At 71.3% G+C, this 19,692-nt stretch carries 18 protein-coding genes; 8 read left to right on the top strand and 10 right to left on the bottom strand.

Translation table 11 applies throughout. The annotated features are described in order from the left end of the window. The first annotated feature begins 36 nt into the window (after positions 1-36). Positions 37-528 (top strand): LURP-one-related/scramblase family protein, encoded by a 492-nt coding sequence (locus tag QNO09_RS02475; protein ID WP_283968322.1) that lies wholly within the window; start codon positions 37-39, stop codon positions 526-528. A 19-nt stretch (positions 529-547) separates the two neighbouring features. On the opposite strand, the gene QNO09_RS02480 is transcribed toward QNO09_RS02475, so the two are convergent. After that, positions 548-1,345: a carbon-nitrogen family hydrolase gene (locus tag QNO09_RS02480; RefSeq protein WP_283968323.1), complete on the bottom strand. Its 798-nt coding sequence runs from the start codon at positions 1,343-1,345 to the stop codon at positions 548-550. 181 nt (positions 1,346-1,526) lie between these two features. Here QNO09_RS02480 and QNO09_RS02485 point away from each other — a divergent pair, with 181 nt between their 5' ends. Then, positions 1,527-2,351 carry a maleylpyruvate isomerase family mycothiol-dependent enzyme gene (locus tag QNO09_RS02485; protein ID WP_283968324.1) on the top strand — a complete coding sequence of 275 codons (825 nt, stop codon included), beginning with the start codon at positions 1,527-1,529 and terminating at the stop codon, positions 2,349-2,351. Between the two features lie 188 nt (positions 2,352-2,539). Continuing rightward, positions 2,540-3,280, top strand: a complete 741-nt coding sequence (locus tag QNO09_RS02490) for a methyltransferase (RefSeq protein WP_283968325.1) — start codon at positions 2,540-2,542, stop codon at positions 3,278-3,280. A gap of 1 nt (position 3,281) precedes the next feature. Here QNO09_RS02490 and QNO09_RS02495 read toward each other — a convergent pair whose 3' ends face one another. Both QNO09_RS02495 and QNO09_RS02500 read right to left on the bottom strand, forming a co-directional pair. Next, positions 3,282-4,577 (bottom strand): MFS transporter, encoded by a 1,296-nt coding sequence (locus QNO09_RS02495; protein WP_283968326.1) that lies wholly within the window; start codon positions 4,575-4,577, stop codon positions 3,282-3,284. Continuing rightward, a complete protein-coding gene (locus QNO09_RS02500; protein ID WP_283968327.1) occupies positions 4,574-5,224 on the bottom strand; it encodes a GntR family transcriptional regulator in 651 nt (216 codons plus the stop codon). Before QNO09_RS02500 ends, QNO09_RS02495 begins: the two co-directional genes overlap by 4 nt. Before the next feature lie 208 nt (positions 5,225-5,432). Between QNO09_RS02500 and QNO09_RS02505 the strand changes: the two genes are divergently transcribed. Then, positions 5,433-6,332: a D-alanyl-D-alanine carboxypeptidase family protein gene (locus QNO09_RS02505; protein ID WP_283968328.1), complete on the top strand. Its 900-nt coding sequence runs from the start codon at positions 5,433-5,435 to the stop codon at positions 6,330-6,332. Between the two features lie 241 nt (positions 6,333-6,573). Here QNO09_RS02505 and QNO09_RS02510 read toward each other — a convergent pair whose 3' ends face one another. The 4 genes from QNO09_RS02510 to QNO09_RS02525 form a co-directional block, all read right to left on the bottom strand. Beyond that, positions 6,574-8,037 (bottom strand): dihydrolipoamide acetyltransferase family protein, encoded by a 1,464-nt coding sequence (locus tag QNO09_RS02510; protein WP_283968329.1) that lies wholly within the window; start codon positions 8,035-8,037, stop codon positions 6,574-6,576. Between the two features lie 10 nt (positions 8,038-8,047). Continuing rightward, complete coding sequence (locus QNO09_RS02515) at positions 8,048-9,025, bottom strand: alpha-ketoacid dehydrogenase subunit beta (RefSeq protein ID WP_033309969.1); 978 nt, start codon at positions 9,023-9,025, stop codon at positions 8,048-8,050. 1 nt (position 9,026) lies between these two features. After that, the gene (pdhA, locus tag QNO09_RS02520) at positions 9,027-10,220 is read right to left on the bottom strand and encodes a pyruvate dehydrogenase (acetyl-transferring) E1 component subunit alpha (protein WP_283968330.1); all 1,194 of its coding nucleotides are present in this window, start codon (positions 10,218-10,220) and stop codon (positions 9,027-9,029) included. Positions 10,221-10,643: 423 nt separating this feature from the next. Continuing rightward, positions 10,644-12,233, bottom strand: coding sequence for a protein kinase domain-containing protein (locus QNO09_RS02525; protein WP_283968331.1), 1,590 nt, complete (start codon positions 12,231-12,233; stop codon positions 10,644-10,646). A 346-nt stretch (positions 12,234-12,579) separates the two neighbouring features. On the opposite strand from QNO09_RS02525, the gene QNO09_RS02530 reads away from it, so the two are divergent. Beyond that, positions 12,580-14,223 carry a protein kinase domain-containing protein gene (locus tag QNO09_RS02530; RefSeq protein ID WP_283968332.1) on the top strand — a complete coding sequence of 548 codons (1,644 nt, stop codon included), beginning with the start codon at positions 12,580-12,582 and terminating at the stop codon, positions 14,221-14,223. A gap of 354 nt (positions 14,224-14,577) precedes the next feature. Here the strand turns inward: QNO09_RS02530 and QNO09_RS02535 are convergent, their stop codons facing one another. Continuing rightward, positions 14,578-15,117: a bacterial proteasome activator family protein gene (locus tag QNO09_RS02535; protein WP_283968333.1), complete on the bottom strand. Its 540-nt coding sequence runs from the start codon at positions 15,115-15,117 to the stop codon at positions 14,578-14,580. An 85-nt stretch (positions 15,118-15,202) separates the two neighbouring features. Beyond that, a complete protein-coding gene (locus tag QNO09_RS02540) occupies positions 15,203-15,772 on the bottom strand; it encodes a PadR family transcriptional regulator (RefSeq protein ID WP_283968334.1) in 570 nt (189 codons plus the stop codon). A gap of 138 nt (positions 15,773-15,910) precedes the next feature. Between QNO09_RS02540 and QNO09_RS02545 the strand changes: the two genes are divergently transcribed. Next, positions 15,911-16,429 carry a hypothetical protein gene (locus QNO09_RS02545; protein ID WP_283968335.1) on the top strand — a complete coding sequence of 173 codons (519 nt, stop codon included), beginning with the start codon at positions 15,911-15,913 and terminating at the stop codon, positions 16,427-16,429. A 231-nt stretch (positions 16,430-16,660) separates the two neighbouring features. On the opposite strand, the gene QNO09_RS02550 is transcribed toward QNO09_RS02545, so the two are convergent. Beyond that, positions 16,661-17,653 carry an NAD(P)H-quinone oxidoreductase gene (locus QNO09_RS02550; protein ID WP_283968336.1) on the bottom strand — a complete coding sequence of 331 codons (993 nt, stop codon included), beginning with the start codon at positions 17,651-17,653 and terminating at the stop codon, positions 16,661-16,663. A gap of 169 nt (positions 17,654-17,822) precedes the next feature. On the opposite strand from QNO09_RS02550, the gene QNO09_RS02555 reads away from it, so the two are divergent. Both QNO09_RS02555 and QNO09_RS02560 read left to right on the top strand, forming a co-directional pair. After that, positions 17,823-18,842, top strand: coding sequence for an ATP-binding cassette domain-containing protein (locus QNO09_RS02555; protein ID WP_283968337.1), 1,020 nt, complete (start codon positions 17,823-17,825; stop codon positions 18,840-18,842). Then, complete coding sequence (locus tag QNO09_RS02560; RefSeq protein WP_283968338.1) at positions 18,839-19,687, top strand: ABC transporter permease; 849 nt, start codon at positions 18,839-18,841, stop codon at positions 19,685-19,687. Before QNO09_RS02555 ends, QNO09_RS02560 begins: the two co-directional genes overlap by 4 nt. Positions 19,688-19,692: the final 5 nt, after the last annotated feature.

Here is a 19,692-nt window from a genome sequence, read left to right on the forward strand (position 1 = left end):
GCGTTTGACACCGCGCGGCGGGGAAGCCCTGGTCTCATGAGATTCCTCGTGTACGACCGGCTCCTCGGCTTCGGTGACGACTACTGGATCGAGGACGGCCACGGCAGCAAGGTGTTCCTCGTCGACGGCAAGGCGCTGCGGTTGCGGGACACCTGGGAGCTGAAGGACGTCCAGGGCCGCGTCCTCGTCGACATCCACCAGAAGATGCTCGCCCTGCGGGACACGATGGTGCTCCAGCGGAGCGGGGAGCCGCTGGCGACGATCCGCAGGAAGCGGCTGTCCCTGCTGCGCAACCACTACCGGGTCTCCCTGGCCGACGGCAACGAACTCGACGTCAGCGGGAAGATCCTCGACCGGGAGTTCGCCGTCGAGTACGACGGGGAACTGCTGGCGGTGATCTCCCGGCGGTGGCTGACCGTGCGGGACACCTACGGCGTGGACGTCGTCCGCGAGGACGCGGATCCCGCGCTGCTGATCGCGGTCGCCGTGTGTGTGATCCACCTGGCGGAGAAGGAGCGGGAGGACTGAGCCGGCCGCGCGCCCGCCGTCAGGGGCGGCGGGGAGGCCGGAGGCCCAGCATCCGGTCCTTCAGGGCCGGGAACTGCTCCCGGGTCGTCGCGACCTTCCCCGGGTCGAACTCCACCGTGAGGACCTCCTCGCCGGCACCGGCCTCAGCCAGCACCTCGCCCCACGGGTCGACCACGATCGAGTGACCGGCCTGGGGAACTCCGGCGTGCGTCCCGGCCGTCGCGCAGGCGAGGACGAACGACTGGTTCTCCACGGCCCGTGCCCGGGCCAGCAGCGTCCAGTGGGACCGGCGGCGCTCCGGCCAGCCCGCCGACACCACGAGCGTCTCGGCACCGGCGTCCACGAGACCGCGGAAGAGCTCGGGGAAGCGCAGGTCGTAGCAGGTGGACAGGCCCAGGGTCGTCGCGGGCAGACGCACCGTCACCAGCTCCGTGCCCGCGCCCATCAGCACGGCCTCGCCCTGGTCGAAGCCGAAGCGGTGGATCTTGCGGTAGACGGCGGCCAGGTCGCCGGAGGGGGAGAAGACGAGGGAGGTGTTGTAGAGGGGGCCATCGGGGTCCCGCTCCGGGATCGACCCCGCGTGCAGCCACACGCCCGCGTCGCTCGCGGCCTTCGCCATCGCCTCGTAGGTCGGCCCTTCGAGCGGCTCGGCCTCGCGCCCGAACTCCTCGTAGGCGAAGGCACCCGTGGTCCACAGCTCCGGCAGGACGACGAGATCGGCTCCGGCCTGCTCACGGACCATCGTGACCGCCCGCCGCCGACGCGCTTCGACCGATTCGTCCTCGTTTACGGCGATCTGGATCACAGAGGCGCGCACACTACCACCGTCCTGGCATTCGAGTCGTCCACACGGGCCTACGATCGTCACACGAAAGCACTGCCGGGGTGCCTCACAGCAGCGTAACTTAGCTCGCAAGACGCCCGCCGACAGCCGCCACCTCCCACTGGCAACGCCGCCACCACCTGCCCGTGCACCGACCGCCGAGGGGTCCCGTTCCGTGAGTCTGCATCCCACCCTCCAGCCCTACGCCGACGCCTGGACCCACTCCATCGAAGCGATATCCGAGCTGGTCCAGCCGCTCGTGGAGGCCGAATGGAACCGGCGGACGCCGTGCCCGGGGTGGTCGGTGCGGGACGTGGTCTCCCATGTCATCGGTCTGGATTGCGAGATGCTCGGCGACCCGCGGCCCATCCACAGCCTCCCGCGCGACCTCTTCCACGTCACCAACGAGCACCAGCGCTACATGGAGATGCAGGTCGACGTCCGCCGTCACCACACGGCGCCGGAGATGACCTCCGAGCTGGAGTACGTGATCATCCGCCGCAACCGGCAGCTGCGCAACGAGTCCCGTGACCCGGGCACGAAGGTGCGGGGGCCGCTCGGCAGCGAACTCACGCTGGAGGAGTCGATGCGGCGGCACGCGTTCGACGTGTGGGTGCACGAGCAGGACCTGCGCACGGCCCTCGGCCGCCCCGGCAACCTCGACTCCCCCGGCGCGCTGGTCGCCCGTGACGTGCTGCTCGGCGAACTCCCGCGCGTGGTGGCCGAGGACGCGCAGGCGCCGCGCAGCTCGGCCATCGTCTTCGACGTGCACGGGCCCGTCGAGTTCCTGCGCACGATCCGCGTCGACATCCAGGGCCGCGGCACCCTGGAAACGGCACCGGCCCTCGGCCCGGCCGCGACCCTCACGCTCGACTGGGAGACGTACGTCCGCCTGGCCTGCGGCCGTGTGAGCCCGGAGTCGGTGTCCGACCGCCTGAAGACGGAGGGCGACCCGGACCTGACGGCGGCCATCCTCAGGCACTTCACGGTGACGCGGTAGGCAGCCGTTCCCGGAGCCGCCGGCCTTCCCGGACGGGTGGGCGCGGGGACACCCTCTGTCGGCCGCGGTCGAGAACTCGGGGGCACCCCCGTTCCGCCGGGCCGCGCGCCCACCCGGCCGGGGCCGCCGCGGCATACGCCGGAAAACCCCGTGCCGCGGGCCCGCCCTCAGCCGTAGCGTCCGTCGGCATGACCCCACCCCACCGCACGCGCCTCACCTTCCACGGCCCGCTGTCCGAAGCCCGGGCGGGCGCCCTCGTACAGCGCCTCACCCACCACCGCCCCACCACCGTCCTGGACATCGGCTGCGGCACGGGCGAGCTCATGCTCCGCGTCCTGACCGCCGCCCCGGAGGCCACCGGTACCGGCATCGACCTGAACGCCGACGACCTGGCGCGGGGGCGGAAGGCCGCCGAGAACCGCGGACTGGCGGCCCGGACCCGTTTCGTGGAGGAGTCCGCCACGGGCACCGCGCACGGCCCCGCCGACCTCGTCCTGTGTGTGGGATCGAGCCAGGCCCTCGGCGACCGGCTGCCGGAGGCGCTGCGGGAACTGCGCCGCCTGGTCGCCGACGGCGGTCGCGTCCTGCTCGGAGAGGGTTTCTGGCAGCGCACCCCCACCCCCGCCGAACTGTCTCGCATGTGGCCGGACGCCGCGGTCACCGACCATCCCGACCTCGCGACGCTCATCGGCCTGGCGATCGACGCGGGGTTCAGGCCCGAGTGGACGGAGACCGCGAGCCTCGACGAATGGGAGGAGTTCGAGTCGGGCTACCTCGCGGACACCGAGGTGTGGCTCGCCGAGCACCCCGGTCATCCCCTGGCGGCGCGGACCCGCGAGCGCGTCGACCGGCACCGGGCCGGGTGGCTCACCTACCGCGGCGTCCTCGGCCTCGCCTACCTCACCCTCGTGCCGGTGGCGGACCGCTGACCTACGCCGGGACGTGCAGCGTCTTCACCCGGCTGGCCACCAGCCGCTCCCGCTCCCGCCGGGCCGCGCGCCTGCGCAGTCGCAGGATCTGCCAGACGCCGACCGCCTGGAGCACGAACACCACCGAGAAGGCCAGGGAGTAGTCGTCGCCGGTGGCGTCCAGAAGCACGCCGATCGCGAACAGCGTGGTCATGGAGGCCACGAAGCCGCCCATGTTGGTGATGCCGGAGGCGGTGCCCTGCCGTTCCGGCGGATTGGCCGGGCGGGCGAAGTCGAAGCCGATCATCGACGCGGGTCCGCATGCGCCGAGCACCGTGCACAGCACGATCAGCAGCCATATCGGGGCGTGCGGGCCGGGGTGGGCCAGAGTCGCCGCCCACAGGGCCGCCGTCGCGCCGACCGTTCCGAGCGCGAGCGGCAGCCGCGCCCCGTGGTGCCGGGCGATGATCTGGCCGTAGACCAGGCCGACGACCATGTTGGACAGCACGACGAGCGTGAGGAGCTCGCCGGCCTCGGCCCGGGAGAGCCCCTGCGCCTCGACGAGGAACGGCAGGCCCCACAGCAGGAGGAACACCATGGCCGGGAACTGGGTGGTGAAGTGCACCCAGAGCCCGAGCCGGGTGCCGGGCTCCCGCCAGGAGGCGGCGATCTGCCGCCGTACGTAGGCCGCGCCCTGGTGCGGGAGCGGTTCCGGTTCGTGGCCCTCGGGGTGGTCCTTGAGGAACAGCAGCACCAGGACGAAGACCACCGCCCCGGCGGCGGCGCTGCCCGCGAACGCCGCCGTCCAGCCGACGCCGTGCAGCAGCCGGGCCAGGACCAGCGTGGAGACCAGGTTGCCGGCCATGCCGACCAGTCCCGCGAACTGGGCGACCAGCGGCCCGCGCCGGGCCGGGAACCAGCGGCTGCCGAGGCGCAGCACGCTGATGAACGTCAGCGCGTCACCGCAGCCGAGCAGGGCCCGGGAGGCGAGCGCGGTGCCGTACGAGGGGGAGAACGCGAAGCCCAGCTGCCCGGCCGTGAACAGCACCGCGCCGAGGGCGAGCACCTTCTTGGTGCCGAGCCGGTCGACCAGGAGGCCGACGGGTATCTGCATGCCCGCGTAGACCAGCAGCTGGAGGATGGAGAAGGTGGACAGGGCGGAGGCGTTCACCTGGAAGCGGTCGGCGGCGTCGAGCCCGGCGACGCCCAGGGACGTACGGAAGATGACGGCGACGAAGTAGACCGAGACGCCGATGCCCCAGACGGCCAGGGCGCGGCGGCCGCCCGGCGGATCGTCCGGGAGCGTGGTGGAGCTCATCGGACCTCTCCCCGGGCCAGGTGCGAGAACCAGCCGATGTGCCGGTGGACGAGGTCGACGGCCGCCTCGGCGTCCCCGGAGCGCAGCGCGTCGAGGATCTCGCCGTGTTCGGCGAGGGTCTTGGCGATGCGGTCGGGGTGGGAGTGCATGACGGCGACGCCCATGCGCAGCTGGCGGTCGCGCAGTTGGTCGTAGAGGCGGGAGAGGATCTCGTTGCCGCCGCTGCGGACGATCTCGGCGTGGAAGCAGCGGTCGGTGACGGCGGCCCCGGCGAGGTCTCCGGCGGCGGCCTGCTTCTTCTGCCGGGCCAGCAGCTCCTCCAGGCGCTCGATGAGCCCCGGGGGCGCGGGAACGGCCTTGCGCGCCGCGTGCTCCTCGACGAGCAGCCGGGTCTCGACGACGTCGGCGATCTCCTGCGCGGAGACGGGCAGCACGAGGGCGCCCTTCTTGGGGTAGAGCCGGATCAGCCCCTCGGCCTCCAGCCGGAGCAGGGCCTCACGGACCGGCGTGCGTGACACCCCGACGGCCTCGGCGAGTTCGCCCTCGGTGAGGAGGACCCCGCCCTCGTAGTGGCGCTCCAGGACGCCCTGTTTGACGTGGGCGTAGACACGGTCGGCGGCGGGCGGTTGCTTCACGGCCAGGGTCATGCCGACAGCATAGATACAACAGGTACGCATGACTGGATACGTCCAAAATGCGGACTCGAATGTCACACATCTGTGGCAAAGTGAGGGTCCCGCTCGGCAACAGCGCAACCTCGTGTGCTAGTTACGAGTCAGACACGTGCGGCCCCTTTCCCCTCGTCCTCAACTCGGCCGCACCGTTGGGGCATTCGACGCAATCGGGGTACTTCACTTGATAACCGGCATTCAGGGCACTCGTCTCCGCAGAGCCGCGGCCGTCGCCGTGACCACCGGCGCCATGCTCGCGACGGGTGCCCTCACCGTCGCGCCGGCGCAGGCCGCCTCGGCGCCCTCCATCGCCGCCAAGGGCGGCTACGTGATGAACAACGCGACCGGCAAGTCGCTCTACACCAAGGCTGCCGACACGCGCCGCTCGACCGGATCGACCACCAAGATCATGACGGCACTGGTGGTGCTGAAGCAGTCGAACCTCAACCTGGACAGCAAGGTCACGGTCCAGAAGGCGTACAGCGACTACATCGTCGACAACAACTGGGCGTCCAACGCCAAGTTGATCGTCGGCGACAAGGTCACCGTCCGCCAGCTGTTGTACGGGCTGATGCTGCCGTCCGGTTGCGACGCGGCCTACGCGCTCGCCGACAAGTTCGGCTCGGGCTCGACGCGCTCGGCGCGCGTGAAGTCGTTCATCGGCAAGATGAACACCACCGCCAAGAACCTGGGTCTGCGCAACACCCACTTCGACTCGTTCGACGGCATCGGCCGCGGCGCCAACTACTCCACTCCGCGCGACCTGACGAAACTCGCCAGCGCCGCGATGAAGAACTCCACGTTCCGCACGGTCGTCAAGACGAAGAGGTACACGGCGAAGACGACCACCAAGACCGGCGGCACGCGGACGATGGCCCCGTGGGAGAACACCAACCCGCTGCTCGGCAGCTACAGCGGCACGATCGGTGTGAAGACCGGCTCCGGCCCGGAGGCGAAGTACTGCCTGGTCTTCGCCGCCACCCGCAGCGGCAAGACGGTCATCGGCACGGTCCTCGCCTCGACCGGCGCGACCGCCCGCAAGACGGACGCGACGAAGCTGCTCAACTACGGCTTCACCAGGTAGCACGACCGAGGGGGGCTCCGGCGCGCATCGCGGCGGAGCCCCCCTTTGCCGTGCCGCGCTGCGCCGCCGGCGCGCCACCCTTCCCGTGACCCGTCCTCCGAGGCCGTCGCGCAGGGGAGGGCTCACTCATGGTGAGCTTGATCGTGTGTCCGGATGGCCCGCTCACTGTGCGGTCCTGGGGAGTAACCGGACGAACGCCGGCGGCCCCCCGCCCCGAGGGGTGGGGGGCCGCCGGACCGGCTCACGCCCAGGTGATCAGGCGCTTCGGCTGCTCCAGGATCGCCGCCACGTCGGCCAGGACCTTCGAGCCCAGCTCGCCGTCGACCAGGCGGTGGTCGAAGGAGAGGGCCAGGGTGGTGACCTGGCGGGGCTTGACCTTGCCCTTGTGGACCCACGGCTGGAGCTTGATCGCACCGACCGCGAGGATCGCGGACTCGCCGGAATTGAGGATCGGCGTGCCCGTGTCGACGCCGAAGACGCCGACGTTGGTGATCGTCACCGTGCCGCCCTGCATGGCGGCGGGGCCGGTCTTGCCGTCCCGGGCCGTGGCCACCAGCTCGCCCAGCGACTCGGCCAGCTGCGGCAGCGTCTTGGTGTGGGCGTCCTTGATGTTCGGCACGATCAGGCCGCGCGGGGTCGCCGCCGCGATGCCCAGGTTCACGTAGTGCTTGACCACGATCTCCTGGGCGGCCTCGTCCCAGGACGCGTTGACGTCCGGGTTGCGCCGGATCGCGACCAGCAGCGCCTTGGCGATCAGCAGCAGGGGGTTCACGCGCAGGCCCGCGAACTTCTTGTCCTGCTTGAGCTCCTCGACCAGCTTCATCGTGCGCGTCACGTCGACCGTCACGAACTCGGTGACGTGTGGCGCGGTGAACGCCGAGCCGACCATCGCCGCCGCCGTCGCCTTGCGGACGCCCTTGACCGGGATGCGGGTCTCGCGGGTCGTGTCGTACGACACCGGAGCCGCGGCCGGGGCGGGGGCGGGGGCGGGGGCGCCCGACGGCTCGGGGGCCGCCGGGACGGCGGCGGCGACCGCCGCGTGCACGTCCTCGCGGGTGATGATGCCGTCCGGGCCGGTCGGGACGACCGTCGTCAGATCGACGCCCAGGTCCTTGGCCAGCTTGCGGACGGGGGGCTTGGCCAGCGGGCGTTCCGCGTCGGCCGGAGCGGGAGCGGCGGGGGCCACCGGGGCGGATGCCGCCGGGGCGGGTGCGGCGGGGGCCGCCGTCCCGTGGCCGTTCAGCTCCGTCTGGATCGCCGGCGAGGCCTGCTGGACGGGGACCTCCGGGCCCTTGCGGGGGCGGCGGCGGGTGGAGGAGGTCGCCACCCCGTAGCCCACCAGGACCGGCTGGCGTCCTGAGCCCGCCGACTTCGGCTCCTCGGCGGGTGCGGCCGGCGCGGGCTGCTCGGCGGTGGGCTGCTCGGCGGCGGGTGACGCGCTGCCGCCGCCCACGTCCACCGCGATGATCGACGTGCCCACGTCGACCGTGGTCCCCTCGGGGAAGTGCAGGTCCCGGACCACGCCGTCGTAGGGGATGGGGAGCTCGACGGCCGCCTTGGCCGTCTCGACCTCGCACACCACCTGGCCGTCGGTGACCGTGTCGCCGGGCTGGACGTACCACTTGAGGATCTCGGCCTCGGTGAGTCCCTCGCCCACGTCGGGCATCTTGAACTCGCGTACGGACGCTTCCGTCATCGTCGTCACGACCCTCTCCTCAGTACGCCAGCGAGCGGTCGACGGCGTCCAGTACCCGGTCCAGGTTCGGCAGGTACTCCTCTTCCAGGCGGGCCGGCGGGTACGGCGCGTGGTAGCCGCCGACCCGGAGCACCGGGGCCTCGAGGTGGTAGAAGCAGCGCTCGGTGATCCGGGCGGCGATCTCCGCGCCGGAGCCGAAGAACACCGGGGCCTCGTGCACGACGACCAGGCGGCGGGTCTTCTCCACGGAGGCCTGGATGGAGTCGAAGTCGAGCGGGGAGACCGAGCGCAGGTCCAGGACCTCCAGGTTCCTGCCCTCCTCGGCGGCCGCGTCGGCGACCTCCTGGCACAGCTTCACCATCGGCCCGTAGGCGGCCAGGGTCAGATCGGTGCCCTCGCGCACCACCTGGGCCTTGTGCAGCGGGCCCGGGATCGCCTCCGTGTTGACCTCGCCCTTGTCCCAGTAGCGGCGCTTGGGCTCGAAGAAGATCACCGGGTCGTCGCTCTGGATGGCCTGCTGCATCATCCAGTAGGCGTCCGAGGCGTTCGACGGGCTGACGATCTTCAGGCCCGCCACGTGCGCGAAGAGCGCCTCCGGGGACTCCGAGTGGTGCTCCACCGCGCCGATGCCGCCGCCGTAGGGGATGCGCACCACGACCGGCAGCTTGACCTTGCCCAGCGAACGCGCGTGCATCTTCGCGAGCTGCGTGACGATCTGGTCGTAGGCCGGGAAGACGAAGCCGTCGAACTGGATCTCCACCACCGGGCGGTAGCCGCGCAGGGCCAGGCCGATCGCCGTGCCCACGATGCCCGACTCGGCGAGCGGGGTGTCGATGACGCGGCTCTCGCCGAAGTCCTTCTGCAGGCCGTCCGTCACCCGGAAGACGCCGCCGAGCTTGCCGACGTCCTCACCCATGATCAGGACCTTGGGGTCGGACTCCAGGGCGCGGCGCAGCGACTCGTTGATCGCCTTGGCCAGTGCCATCTTGTCGGCCATCTCAGTTGCCCCCCTCATCGGCGAACGACGCCTGGTACGCGGCGAACTGGGCGCGTTCCTCGTCCACGAGCGCGTGACCGTCCGCGTAGGCGTTCTCGAAGATCGCGAAGTGGTCCGGGTCCGGCATGGCACGCACCGCTTCACGCACTCGCCTGCCCAACGCCTCGGACTCGGCCTCCAGTTCCTCGAAGAATCCCTCGTCCGCGTACTTCGAGGCCTCCAGATAGCGGCGCAGGCGCAGGATCGGGTCCTTGGCCTCCCAGGCCTGGCGCTCCTCGTCGCCCCGGTAGCGGCTCGGGTCATCGGAGGTGGTGTGGGCGCCCATGCGGTAGGTGAACGCCTCGACGAGGGTCGGGCCCTCGCCGCCGCGGGCCCGCTCCAGAGCCCACCGGGTGACCGCCAGGACACCGAGCACGTCGTTGCCGTCCACCCGGACGCCCGGGAAGCCGAAGCCCTGGGCACGCTGGTAGATCGGCACACGGGACTGCTTCTCGGTCGGCTCGGAGATCGCCCACTGGTTGTTCTGACAGAAGAACACGACCGGGGCGTTGTAGACCGCGGAGAAGGTGAACGACTCGGCCACGTCGCCCTGGCTGGAGGCGCCGTCACCGAAGTAGGCGATCACCGCGCTGTCGGCACCGTCCTTGGCGATGCCCATCGCATAACCCGTGGCGTGCAGCGTCTGGGAGCCGATGACGATCGTGTAGAGGTGGAAGTTGTTGCTGTTGGGGTCCCAGCCGCCGTTGTTCACGCCGCGGAACATCCCGAGCAGGTTCGACGGGTCGACGCCCCGGCACCAGGCGACGCCGTGTTCGCGGTAGGTCGGGAAGACGTAGTCGTCCTCGCGGGTGGCCCGCCCGGACCCGATCTGAGCGGCCTCCTGCCCGAGCAGCGACGCCCACAGGCCCAGCTCGCCCTGGCGCTGCAGGGAGGTGGCCTCGGCGTCGAAGCGGCGGGTGAGCACCATGTCGCGGTAAAGCCCGCGGAGCTCGTCCGGGGTGATGCCGGCGATGTACTTGTCGTACTCGGCGTTCTTGACACGCTTGCCCTCGGGCGTCAGCAGCTGCACGAGCTGGGGCTCGGTGCCGGCGTCCTTCTTGGCAGTCGTGCGGGTGGTGCGCTTGGTGCCGGTGGTGCCGGCCTTGCTTCCGGCGCTGCGTCGCGGTGTGCGCGCGGCAGTGCTCTCCACGGTCACGTGTGCTCCTCCGTCGGTCCGGGCCACGGGGTTGCCGGTAGGCCTGGGGGTCCCCCCTGCTCTTTTGAGCCGGGGGGAGCGGCTCACCTGTTCTCGACCACCGGGCACGGGGTGGGTGCCACTCGACCGGGGACAGGCGTGACAGGTGCCCCGGCGAGCGCCCTGCAGAAAGCACGTTACCCAGTGCTCCACATTTCTGTGAAACCCCCTCTGACCTGGGATTTTGCTTGGATATCCAAGTAAATCGGGAAGGTGTCGAAGGGTCCCTGGTCACAGCCTTGCAGGAGGCCGGAGCAACCGCACGTTAACCCGGTGACCCAGGTCACGGGAAGAGTTCTCTTGTCGGCGCGTCCAAACGGCACGCGCGCGTGGGCCCCGTTCCCGGGTCCCACGCGCGCGTGGATCATGCCTCTGAGCAGCGGGTCAGCCCTCGCCGCCGTCCGCGCCGCCCACGATGCCGGTCGTGGTGCCGCCGTCGGCACCGCCCGTGTCGTCCGGCGGTGTCTGCGGGTCCGAGGGCGCCGGGTCCGAGGGCTCGCCGGTCGGCTCCCCCGTCGTCGGCTGGTCACTCGGTTCACCGGTGGGCGACTCGGGAGCGCTCTGCGACGGCGTGTAGGAGGGCGTGTACGAGGGCGTCCAGTTGCCGTTGCCCGAGCCGGTACCGGTGCCGTCGTCCGTGTTCGTGTCGGTCGGCTCGTCGGTCGGCTCGTCGCTCGGCGTCTCGCTGGGGGTCTTCTTCTCGGTCGTCTGCGAGGTGGTCGGCGACTGCTTCTTGCTCGGGTCGTCCTTGACGCCACCGCCGTTCTGCAGGGCCAGGGCGACACCCGCCGCGATCGCGATCACCGCGAGCACGGCGAGGATCCACAGCTTCCCGCGACCGCTGCCCTTGTTGCCGTGGCCCTCGAAGCCGCCGTCGTCCCCGCCGCCGTAGCCGCCGGGCAGGATCGGCGAGGGGATCTGCGTGGTGCCGGAGGCGTCCCCGGTCTGGCCCATCACGGCCGTGCCGGCGAAGCCGCCCGACGGGGTGTGCCGGCCCTCGTGCAGGACGACCGGGCCGGTGTTCCAGGTGCCGGTGTGGCCGCCCTGGTCGTAGAGCATCTGGAGCGCGTACTGGACCAGCCCGCGCATCTCCTCGGCCGTCTGGAAGCGGTCGTCGGGCTCCTTGGCGAGAGCGCGCATGGCCAAGCCGTCCAGCTCCGGCGGGCAGGCGTCGGAGGCCTCGGACGGCGGCGTGGGGATGTCCTGGACGTGCTGGTAGACCACCGACAGCGGGGTCTCGCCGGTGAACGGCGGGCGCAGCGCGAGGAGTTCGTAGAGCAGACAGCCGGTGGCGTACAGGTCGGAGCGGTGGTCGACGGCCTTGCCGAGGGCCTGCTCGGGGGAGAGGTACTGCGGGGTGCCCATGACCATGCCGGTCTGCGTCATCGTCGTGGACGCGCCGTGCAGGGCGCGGGCGATGCCGAAGTCCATCACCTTCACGGCGCCGTTGTGCGTGATGATGACGTTGGCGGGCTTGATGTCGCGGTGCACGATGCCGTGCTGGTGCGAGTAGGCGAGCGCCTCCAGGACTCCCGAGACGATGATCAGCGCCTGCTCGGGGCCGGGGGCCTCCGCGTTCAGCAGCAGGTCACGGATGGTGCGGCCCTCGACCAGCTCCATCACGATGTAGGGCACGGACTGGCCGCCGACGAAGTCCTCGCCGGAGTCGTACACGGCGACGATCGCGTGGTGGTTGAGGCCGGCCACCGACTGGGCCTCGCGTGTGAAGCGCGCCTTGGACACCGGGTCCTCGGCGAGGTCGGAGCGGAGCAGCTTGACGGCGACGGTGCGTCCGAGGCGGACGTCCTCGGCTGCGAACACCTCGGCCATGCCGCCCCGGCCGAGTCTGTGGGTCAGCCGGTACCGGCCGTCCCCGACCAGCCCGCCGTTCCCCCAGGACTCCGGCGCGTCCGACATGCCGCCGCCAGTCGCCTCGGGGTCGGACGGGCCCTGAGCGCGCTGCTGCTGTGCCATCAGTCCTCGCCGTCGTTTCTGCCCGCGGTGCGCGCGGTGTTGTTACGGTCTCCGTCGGCCACGCTACAGCCTCCGAGCAAGCCTCCGGTCCGGCGAGGGGCGCCCGGACCGGCACGAGACCGACCGGCCATGAAACCTTCACTCCGTACCGTCGTGCAAATTCCGTGTTCCGGCCGTATGCCCCCTGTAACGCTTCCGCGACGCTTCTTTCGCGTACGGTCACGGAACGGGCACCGAGCTTGACGTGTCAGTGCCCTGGGGCAGACTTGGCCGGGAATGGCGGTTGGATCAACGACGGATCAGCGGCAGTCGGCGGCGCCAGCAGGCGCTACGGGGGACACGGAACATGAGCCAGGACGGCGCACAGGGCCAGTACACGGGGCGGGCGCTCGCCAGTGGCCGCTATCAGCTGCGCGACCTCCTGGGCCAGGGCGGCATGGCCTCGGTGCACCTCGCGTACGACAGCGTGCTCGACCGCCAGGTCGCCATCAAGACACTTCACACCGAGCTCGGCCGGGAGCAGGCCTTCCGCGAGCGGTTCCGCCGCGAGGCCCAGTCCGTGGCCAAGCTCACGCACACCAACATCGTCTCCGTCTTCGACACCGGCGAGGACACCCTCGACGGCATGACGACGCCCTACATCGTCATGGAGTACGTCGAGGGCCGCCCGCTCGGCTCGGTCCTCGACGAGGACGTGCGGCAGCAGGGCGCGATGCCCGCCGACAAGGCGCTGAAGATCACGGCCGATGTACTGGCCGCGCTGGAGATCAGCCACGAGATGGGCCTGGTCCACCGCGACATCAAGCCGGGCAACGTGATGATGACCAAGCGCGCCGTGGTCAAGGTCATGGACTTCGGCATCGCGCGCGCCATGCAGTCCGGTGTGACGTCGATGACGCAGACCGGCATGGTCGTCGGTACCCCGCAGTACCTCTCGCCCGAGCAGGCCCTCGGCCGCGGTGTGGACGCCCGCTCCGATCTGTACTCGGTCGGCATCATGCTCTTCCAGCTGGTGACCGGGCGGTTGCCGTTCGAAGCGGACTCGCCGCTGGCCATCGCGTACGCGCACGTGCAGGAGGAGCCGCCGGTTCCGTCCTCGATCAACCGCACGCTGCCGCCGGCCGTGGACGCGCTGATCGCCCGCGCGCTGAAGAAGAACCCCAACGAGCGTTTCCCCAGCGCCGAGGCCATGCGGGACGAGTGCCTGCGCGTGGCGGCGTCCTTCCAGGCCGCGCCGCCGAGCATCGTGCCGGGCACACCGGCCCCGAGCGGCGCGGGCGTCGGCTCGGCCGTGTTCCCGCCGGTCGACCAGGCCACCCCGCCGCCCTCGGGACAGGTCCAGACGCCCTACCAGCCGACCCCGCCCCCGAACCCGTACGGCACGCCCGCCCCGACCGGGCCGCCCCCGGCCTACGGCTATCCGCAGCAGGGCGGTTACCAGACGCCGTCCCCGGCGGCCTACTCCCCGCAGCCGGGCCCGTCGACGCCGACGCCGCCGTACAACCTGACGCCCCAGAGCGCCTCCTCCGGCGGCGGCCGGAACAACAAGCCCGTGATCATCGGCTCGATCATCGTGTCCGTCGTCGCGGTCGGCGGCCTCGTCACGGCGCTGCTCATGAACGGCGGCGGCGAGGACGACAAGGGCGGCGGCGGCAGCAGCGCGAGCGCCTCGGCCTCCGCGCAGCAGAAGGCCGGATACCGGGGGCCGGACACCACGAAGACGATCGACACCGAGGAGTGCACGGAGCCTCGGGAGTCCTACAACGACCCCGACAAGATCAAGATCCCGGACTTCAAGTTCAAGAACATCAAGTCGGTCAAGGCCTGCCTCCAGGCGGCCGGCTGGGAAGTGAACGAGAAGCAGGTCGACGAGAACACCTACGGCGACGGCACGGTCATGTACCAGTTCCCGTCCGCCGACACCGACGTCGATCCGAAGGACATGCCCGAGATCCAGCTCAGCGTCTCGACGGGCAACCCGCCCTCCTGACGTCCCCCGACACGAAGGGCCCGGCGGCTTCGGCCGCCGGGCCCTTGTGGTTGGTGTGTGGTCGGGTTGGCCGTGGGGCTGGTGGTTGGTGGGCCGGTTGGCCGTGGCGATGGTGGGGGCGTGTGGCCGGTGGGCCGGTGGGGGCCGTGTGGCCGGTGGGCGTGTGCGGCTGATGGGCCGTGTGGCCGGTGGGCCGGTGTGGCCGGTGGGCGTGTGCGGCCGGTGCGGCTGGTGGGCCGTGTGGCCGGTGGGCGTGTGCGGCCGGTGCGGCTGGTGGGCCGTGTGGCCGGTGGGCCGGTGTGGCCGTGTGGCCGGTAGGCCGGTGTGGCCGTGGCGGTGTGGCCGGTGGGTCGTCTAGAGGTAGGGACCGCCCGAGCGGCCGCCGGGCTGCTGCTCGTCGAGGCCGTCGCCGACACCCGGCGGCAGGGCCCGGCGCATCTGCTCCAACTGGGCACGGGCCGCCATCTGCTGGGCGAACAACGTCGTCTGGATCCCGTGGAAGAGCCCCTCGAGCCAGCCGACGAGCTGGGCCTGCGCGATGCGCAGCTCCGCGTCGCTGGGGGTCGCCTCGTCCGTGAAGGGCAAGGAGAGCCGCTCCAGCTCCTCGACCAGCTCGGGCGCCAGACCGTCCTCCAGCTCCTTCACCGAGCTGGCGTGGATGTCCTTGAGCCGGACCCGGCTGGCCTCGTCCAGGGGAGCCGCGCGCACTTCCTCCAGCAGCTGCTTGATCATGCTGCCGATCCGCATGACCTTGGCGGGCTGCTCCACCTGTTCCGTGAGCGGGGTCTCGCGGGAGTCCTCGTCTGCGCTGCCGCCACCGAGCGCCATGCCGTCCTGGCCCACGACCAGGATCTGAGGGTTCTCCGGCGACCTTTCGTTCCTCGGCATCTCCATGTCGCCATTCTGTCGCACGCCTGCACCTCACCTCCGTGGTGCCCCCACCGGAGGCTGATCCACCACGCCGGAGGAGACGAGTCGGTCAGACTTCGGGTTGCTTCCGCCCGGGTGGTTCCCCCTCATGGGTGAAGCGCAGCAGACGGGCCTCGCAGTGGTCCAGCCAGCGCACCTCGGCCTCGGCGTGGAAGACGAGCTGCTCCAGGACGAGCAGCCGGGCCATCCCCTCGCGGTGCTCCGGCGCGCGGGCCAGGGCCTCCGCCCGCCGCCGCACGTGCTCGTGCAGTGCTCGCGTCACGTGCCGGCGCTGGGTCTCGACGACCTCCCGTACGTCGACGCCGTCCGTGCCGAGAGCCATCACCAGCTTGATCGCCAGCTCGTCCCGTGGCGGACCGGTCCTCTCCACGGGGTGGTCGTACCAGGCGCGCAGCTCGGCCCGGCCGGCGTCGGTGAGCGCGTACAGCGTCCGTCCGGCCGCGTCGACGTCGTCCCGGGCGACCATGCCGTCCCGTTCCAGGCGGCCCAGCGTCGTGTAGACCTGCCCGATGTTCAGCGGCCAGGTACCGCCGGTGCGGGCCTCGAAGTCGGTGCGCAGGCGGGAGCCGTAGCGGGGGCCTGCCACCAGGAGCGCCAGCAGCCCGTGTCGTATCGACATAACCGGATTGTGCAGCGATTCCGCCCGTCGGCCGAGCCCGGCGTGCCGGACGTTCGGGTCGGTGTGAGGCTGATTGCCTCGATATGACCGAACTTGCCGTTTCTGCCCTGACGGGCGCGGCGGGAAGGGGTCACCCACGTGACTCCATGGCTACGCGTACTGCGGGCGGCGGGACTGGTGCTCGCCCTGGGGGCGGGCGCGGTCGTCTCACCCTATGGATCCGTCCCGTCCCACGGGGCCGCCGCCGCCCTCACGGACGAGGAGGAGGGAGAGGCCGGGCTCATCACCGCCCCGTCTCCCCTGTCCGCCCCCTCGGCCCGGGCGGCCTCGTCGGTCCCCTCGGCCCTCGCGGCGCCCTCCGCACTCGGTGAGCCCTCGTGGGCCGGGAGCAGGGCCGGTGAGGGCCGGGTACGTCCGGGACGCCCGGAGGACGCCGGGGAGAGGCCGGGCGTCACCGACGCCACCGCCGTCCCCGAGACGCCCCGGGAGCCCGCCCCGGAGCCGTCCGCCCCGGCGGAGCAGCCCGTGCGAGAGGCCGCGACCGCCGACCGGCGCGGCGGCCCGGTCCTGCGCATCCTGCCCCTGGGCAGCGGGCTGGTCCTGATCGGCCTGGGCCTTGGCCTGGCGTTCGTGGGACTGCGGCTGCGGCGGGTGTAGGCGCGGAACGGCGTGCGCCGGGGCGTGACCATCCGGCACACGTGAACCGCGCACGTCGCAGGTACGGCCCGGCTGCCACCGGGGCGACTCCGGCCGCCCGGCCGGGCAGCCGCATGGTGCGGCGGTGCCACGGCCCGGCCGGATCGGCCCCCGCTTGCGGGGAGTCCGGCTGCCCGGTGCGGTGAGGCGCGGGCCTGGCCGGGCCCGCCGCGTGAGGCCCTGCGGCAGGGGTCAGGCGCCCTGGGGGGCGGCGATCAGCAGGACCTTGCCGATGTGGCCGCTCTCCTCCACGACCCGGTGTGCGGCGGCAGCGTCCCGCATCGGGAGTTCGCGGTCGACGACCGGGCGCAGGTGACCGCCGGTGAACAGGGGCCAGACGTGCTCGCGTACGGCCGCGACGATGGCCGCCTTCTCCTCCAGGGGCCGGGCCCGCAGGGACGTCGCGCTGATGGCGGCGCGCTTGGCGAGCAGGGCGCCGATGTTCAGCTCGCCCTTCACTCCGCCCTGCATGCCGATGATCGCGAGCCGGCCGTTGACGGCGAGGGCCCGGACGTTGCGCTCCAGGTACTTGGCTCCCATGTTGTCGAGGATGACATCGGCCCCGGCGCCGTCCGTCGCCTTCCTGACCTCCTCGACGAAGTCCTGCTCGCGGTAGTTGACCAGGATGTCGGCACCCAGCTCGGCGCACCGCTCCAGCTTCTCCTTCGTACCGGCCGTCACGGCCACCCGCGCGCCGACGGCCTTGGCCAGCTGGATGGCCATCGTGCCGATGCCGCTGGAACCGCCGTGCACGAGGAGCGTCTCACCGGGACGCAGGTGGGCGACCATGAAGACGTTCGACCAGACCGTGCAGGTCACCTCGGGCAGCGCCGCGGCCTGGGTCAGACCGACGCCGTCGGGCACGGGCAGCAGCTGCCCGGCCGGGACGACCACCTTCTCGGCGTAACCGCCGCCGGACAGCAGCGCGCACACCTCGTCGCCGACGTTCCACCCGGAGACCCCGCTGCCGATCCCGGCGATCCGCCCGGAGCACTCCAGGCCGGGGTAGGGGGAGGCGTCGGGCGGTGGTTCGTAGAAGCCCTGGCGCTGAAGGATGTCGGCCCGGTTGACGGCGCCGGCCGCCACCTCGACCAGGACCTCGCCCTCGCCGGGGACGGGGTCCGGGACCTCGTCCCAGACCAGCGCCTCGGGCCCACCGGGTTCGGGAATCGTGATCGCATACATGCAAGGGACCGTACCCCTCGGTCCCGGGACCGAGTCCGCTCCGTCCGCGGGACCACCGCTCCTGGGCCATCGGACCGGTCCGGGAGAAAACCGTGTGCGAGACCGATGAGTTTGCGCGACGGTGAAGGTCTCCCCATGCGTAGCCCAAGCACGCGGAAGGACCCGAAGCATGAGCACGCAGATGTCCGGCCTGGCGATCGAGACCGCGGGCCTGGTGAAAACGTTCGGCGAGACGAGGGCCGTCGACGGAGTCGACCTGTCCGTGCCCGCGGGCATGGTCTACGGCGTCCTCGGCCCGAACGGCGCCGGCAAGACCACCACCGTGAAGATGCTCGCCACCCTCCTGCGGCCGGACGGCGGCGAGGCACATGTCTTCGGCCACGACATCGTCCGCGAGGCGGACGAGGTGCGCGGCAGAGTCAGCCTCACGGGCCAGTACGCGTCGGTGGACGAGGATCTCACCGGCACCGAGAACCTGGTGCTGCTGGGCCGGCTGCTCGGCCACCACAAGAAGGCCGCCCGCGCACGCGCCGGCCAGCTCCTGGAGGCCTTCGGGCTGACGGAGGCGGCCGCGAAGCAGGTCAAGCACTACTCGGGTGGCATGCGGCGCCGCATCGACATCGCCGCATCCATCCTCAACACCCCCGACCTGCTGTTCCTGGACGAGCCGACGACCGGTCTGGACCCGCGCAGCCGCAACCAGGTCTGGGACATCGTGCGGGCCGTCGTCGCCCAGGGCACCACCGTGCTGCTGACCACGCAGTATCTGGACGAGGCAGACCAGCTGGCGTCCCGGATCGCCGTCATCGACCGCGGCAAGGTGATCGCCGAGGGCACCAAGGGCGAGCTGAAGTCGTCCGTCGGCGCCGGGTCCGTCCATCTGCGCCTGCGCGATCCCGACCAGCGCGACCTCGCGGCCGACCTGCTGCGCCGCACCCTGGACGCGCGGGTGCAGCCGGAGCCCGACCCGGTGGCCCTCACCGCCCGTCTCGGCACGGCGGCGAGCGACGACTCGGCGGCCGAGCAGGCCGCCCGCGCGCTGAGCGAACTGGCCCGCGCCGGGATCACCGTCGACAACTTCTCGCTGGGCCAGCCCAGCCTTGACGAGGTGTTCCTCGCCCTCACCGGGCACGACACGCACGACACCTCCGACCGCTCCGACGACCCGAAGGACGAGGTGGCGGCATGAGCACCGCGACGACTACCGAGAACAAGGAACTCGCCCCGGTCAGCGCCGAGTCCCTGGCCGCGCTGCTCGTCTCCAAGGACCGGCCGCCGCGGCCGAGCGCCTGGTCGGCGTCGATGACCTTCGGCTGGCGGTCGATCCTCAAGATCAAGCACGTGCCGGAGCAGCTCTTCGACGTCACCGCGTTCCCGATCATGATGGTGCTGATGTACACATACCTGTTCGGCGGGGCGCTGGCCGGCTCGCCGAAGGAGTACATCCAGTTCCTGCTGCCGGGCATCCTCGTGATGTCGGTCGTGATGATCACCATGTACACGGGTGTCTCCGTGAACACCGACATCGAGAAGGGCGTCTTCGACCGGTTCCGCAGCCTGCCGATCTGGCGGCCGTCGACGATGGTCGGCTACCTGCTCGGCGACGCCCTGCGCTACACGATCGCGTCGATCGTGATGCTCACCGTCGGCATCATCCTGGGCTACCGGCCGGACGGCGGGGTAGCCGGTGTGCTCGCCGGGATCGCCCTGCTGGTGGCCTTCTCGTTCGCCTTCTCGTGGATCTGGACGATGTTCGGGCTGCTGCTGCGCACCGAGAAGTCGGTGATGGGCGTCAGCATGATGGTGATCTTCCCGCTCACGTTCCTGTCCAACGTGTTCGTGGACCCGAAGACCATGCCGGGCTGGTTGCAGGCGTTCGTCAACAACAGCCCCATCACCCATCTGGCGTCGGCGGTGCGCGGCCTGATGGGCGGTGACTGGCCGGCCGACGAGGTCGCCTGGTCGCTGGGCTGGGCGGCCCTGTTCGTGCTGGTCTTCGGACCGGTCACGATGCGGCTGTACAACCGGAAGTAGTTCCC

It is taken from the genome of Streptomyces sp. 378 (assembly GCF_030124145.1).
Lineage (GTDB): Bacteria > Actinomycetota > Actinomycetes > Streptomycetales > Streptomycetaceae > Streptomyces.

Excerpts from the sequence above, each read along its gene's own strand:
- QNO09_RS02490 (WP_283968325.1), top strand. The coding sequence starts at position 2,540 with ATGACCCCACCCCACCGCACGCGCCTCACCTTCCACGGCCCGCTGTCC.
- QNO09_RS02535 (WP_283968333.1), bottom strand. The coding sequence starts at position 15,117 with ATGGAGATGCCGAGGAACGAAAGGTCGCCGGAGAACCCTCAGATCCTG.
- QNO09_RS02515 (WP_033309969.1), bottom strand. The coding sequence starts at position 9,025 with ATGGCCGACAAGATGGCACTGGCCAAGGCGATCAACGAGTCGCTGCGC.
- QNO09_RS02555 (WP_283968337.1), top strand. The coding sequence starts at position 17,823 with ATGAGCACGCAGATGTCCGGCCTGGCGATCGAGACCGCGGGCCTGGTG.
- QNO09_RS02560 (WP_283968338.1), top strand. The coding sequence starts at position 18,839 with ATGAGCACCGCGACGACTACCGAGAACAAGGAACTCGCCCCGGTCAGC.
- QNO09_RS02540 (WP_283968334.1), bottom strand. The coding sequence starts at position 15,772 with ATGTCGATACGACACGGGCTGCTGGCGCTCCTGGTGGCAGGCCCCCGC.
- QNO09_RS02525 (WP_283968331.1), bottom strand. The coding sequence starts at position 12,233 with ATGGCACAGCAGCAGCGCGCTCAGGGCCCGTCCGACCCCGAGGCGACT.
- QNO09_RS02530 (WP_283968332.1), top strand. The coding sequence starts at position 12,580 with ATGAGCCAGGACGGCGCACAGGGCCAGTACACGGGGCGGGCGCTCGCC.
- QNO09_RS02475 (WP_283968322.1), top strand. The coding sequence starts at position 37 with ATGAGATTCCTCGTGTACGACCGGCTCCTCGGCTTCGGTGACGACTAC.
- QNO09_RS02550 (WP_283968336.1), bottom strand. The coding sequence starts at position 17,653 with ATGTATGCGATCACGATTCCCGAACCCGGTGGGCCCGAGGCGCTGGTC.
- QNO09_RS02495 (WP_283968326.1), bottom strand. The coding sequence starts at position 4,577 with ATGAGCTCCACCACGCTCCCGGACGATCCGCCGGGCGGCCGCCGCGCC.
- QNO09_RS02500 (WP_283968327.1), bottom strand. The coding sequence starts at position 5,224 with ATGACCCTGGCCGTGAAGCAACCGCCCGCCGCCGACCGTGTCTACGCC.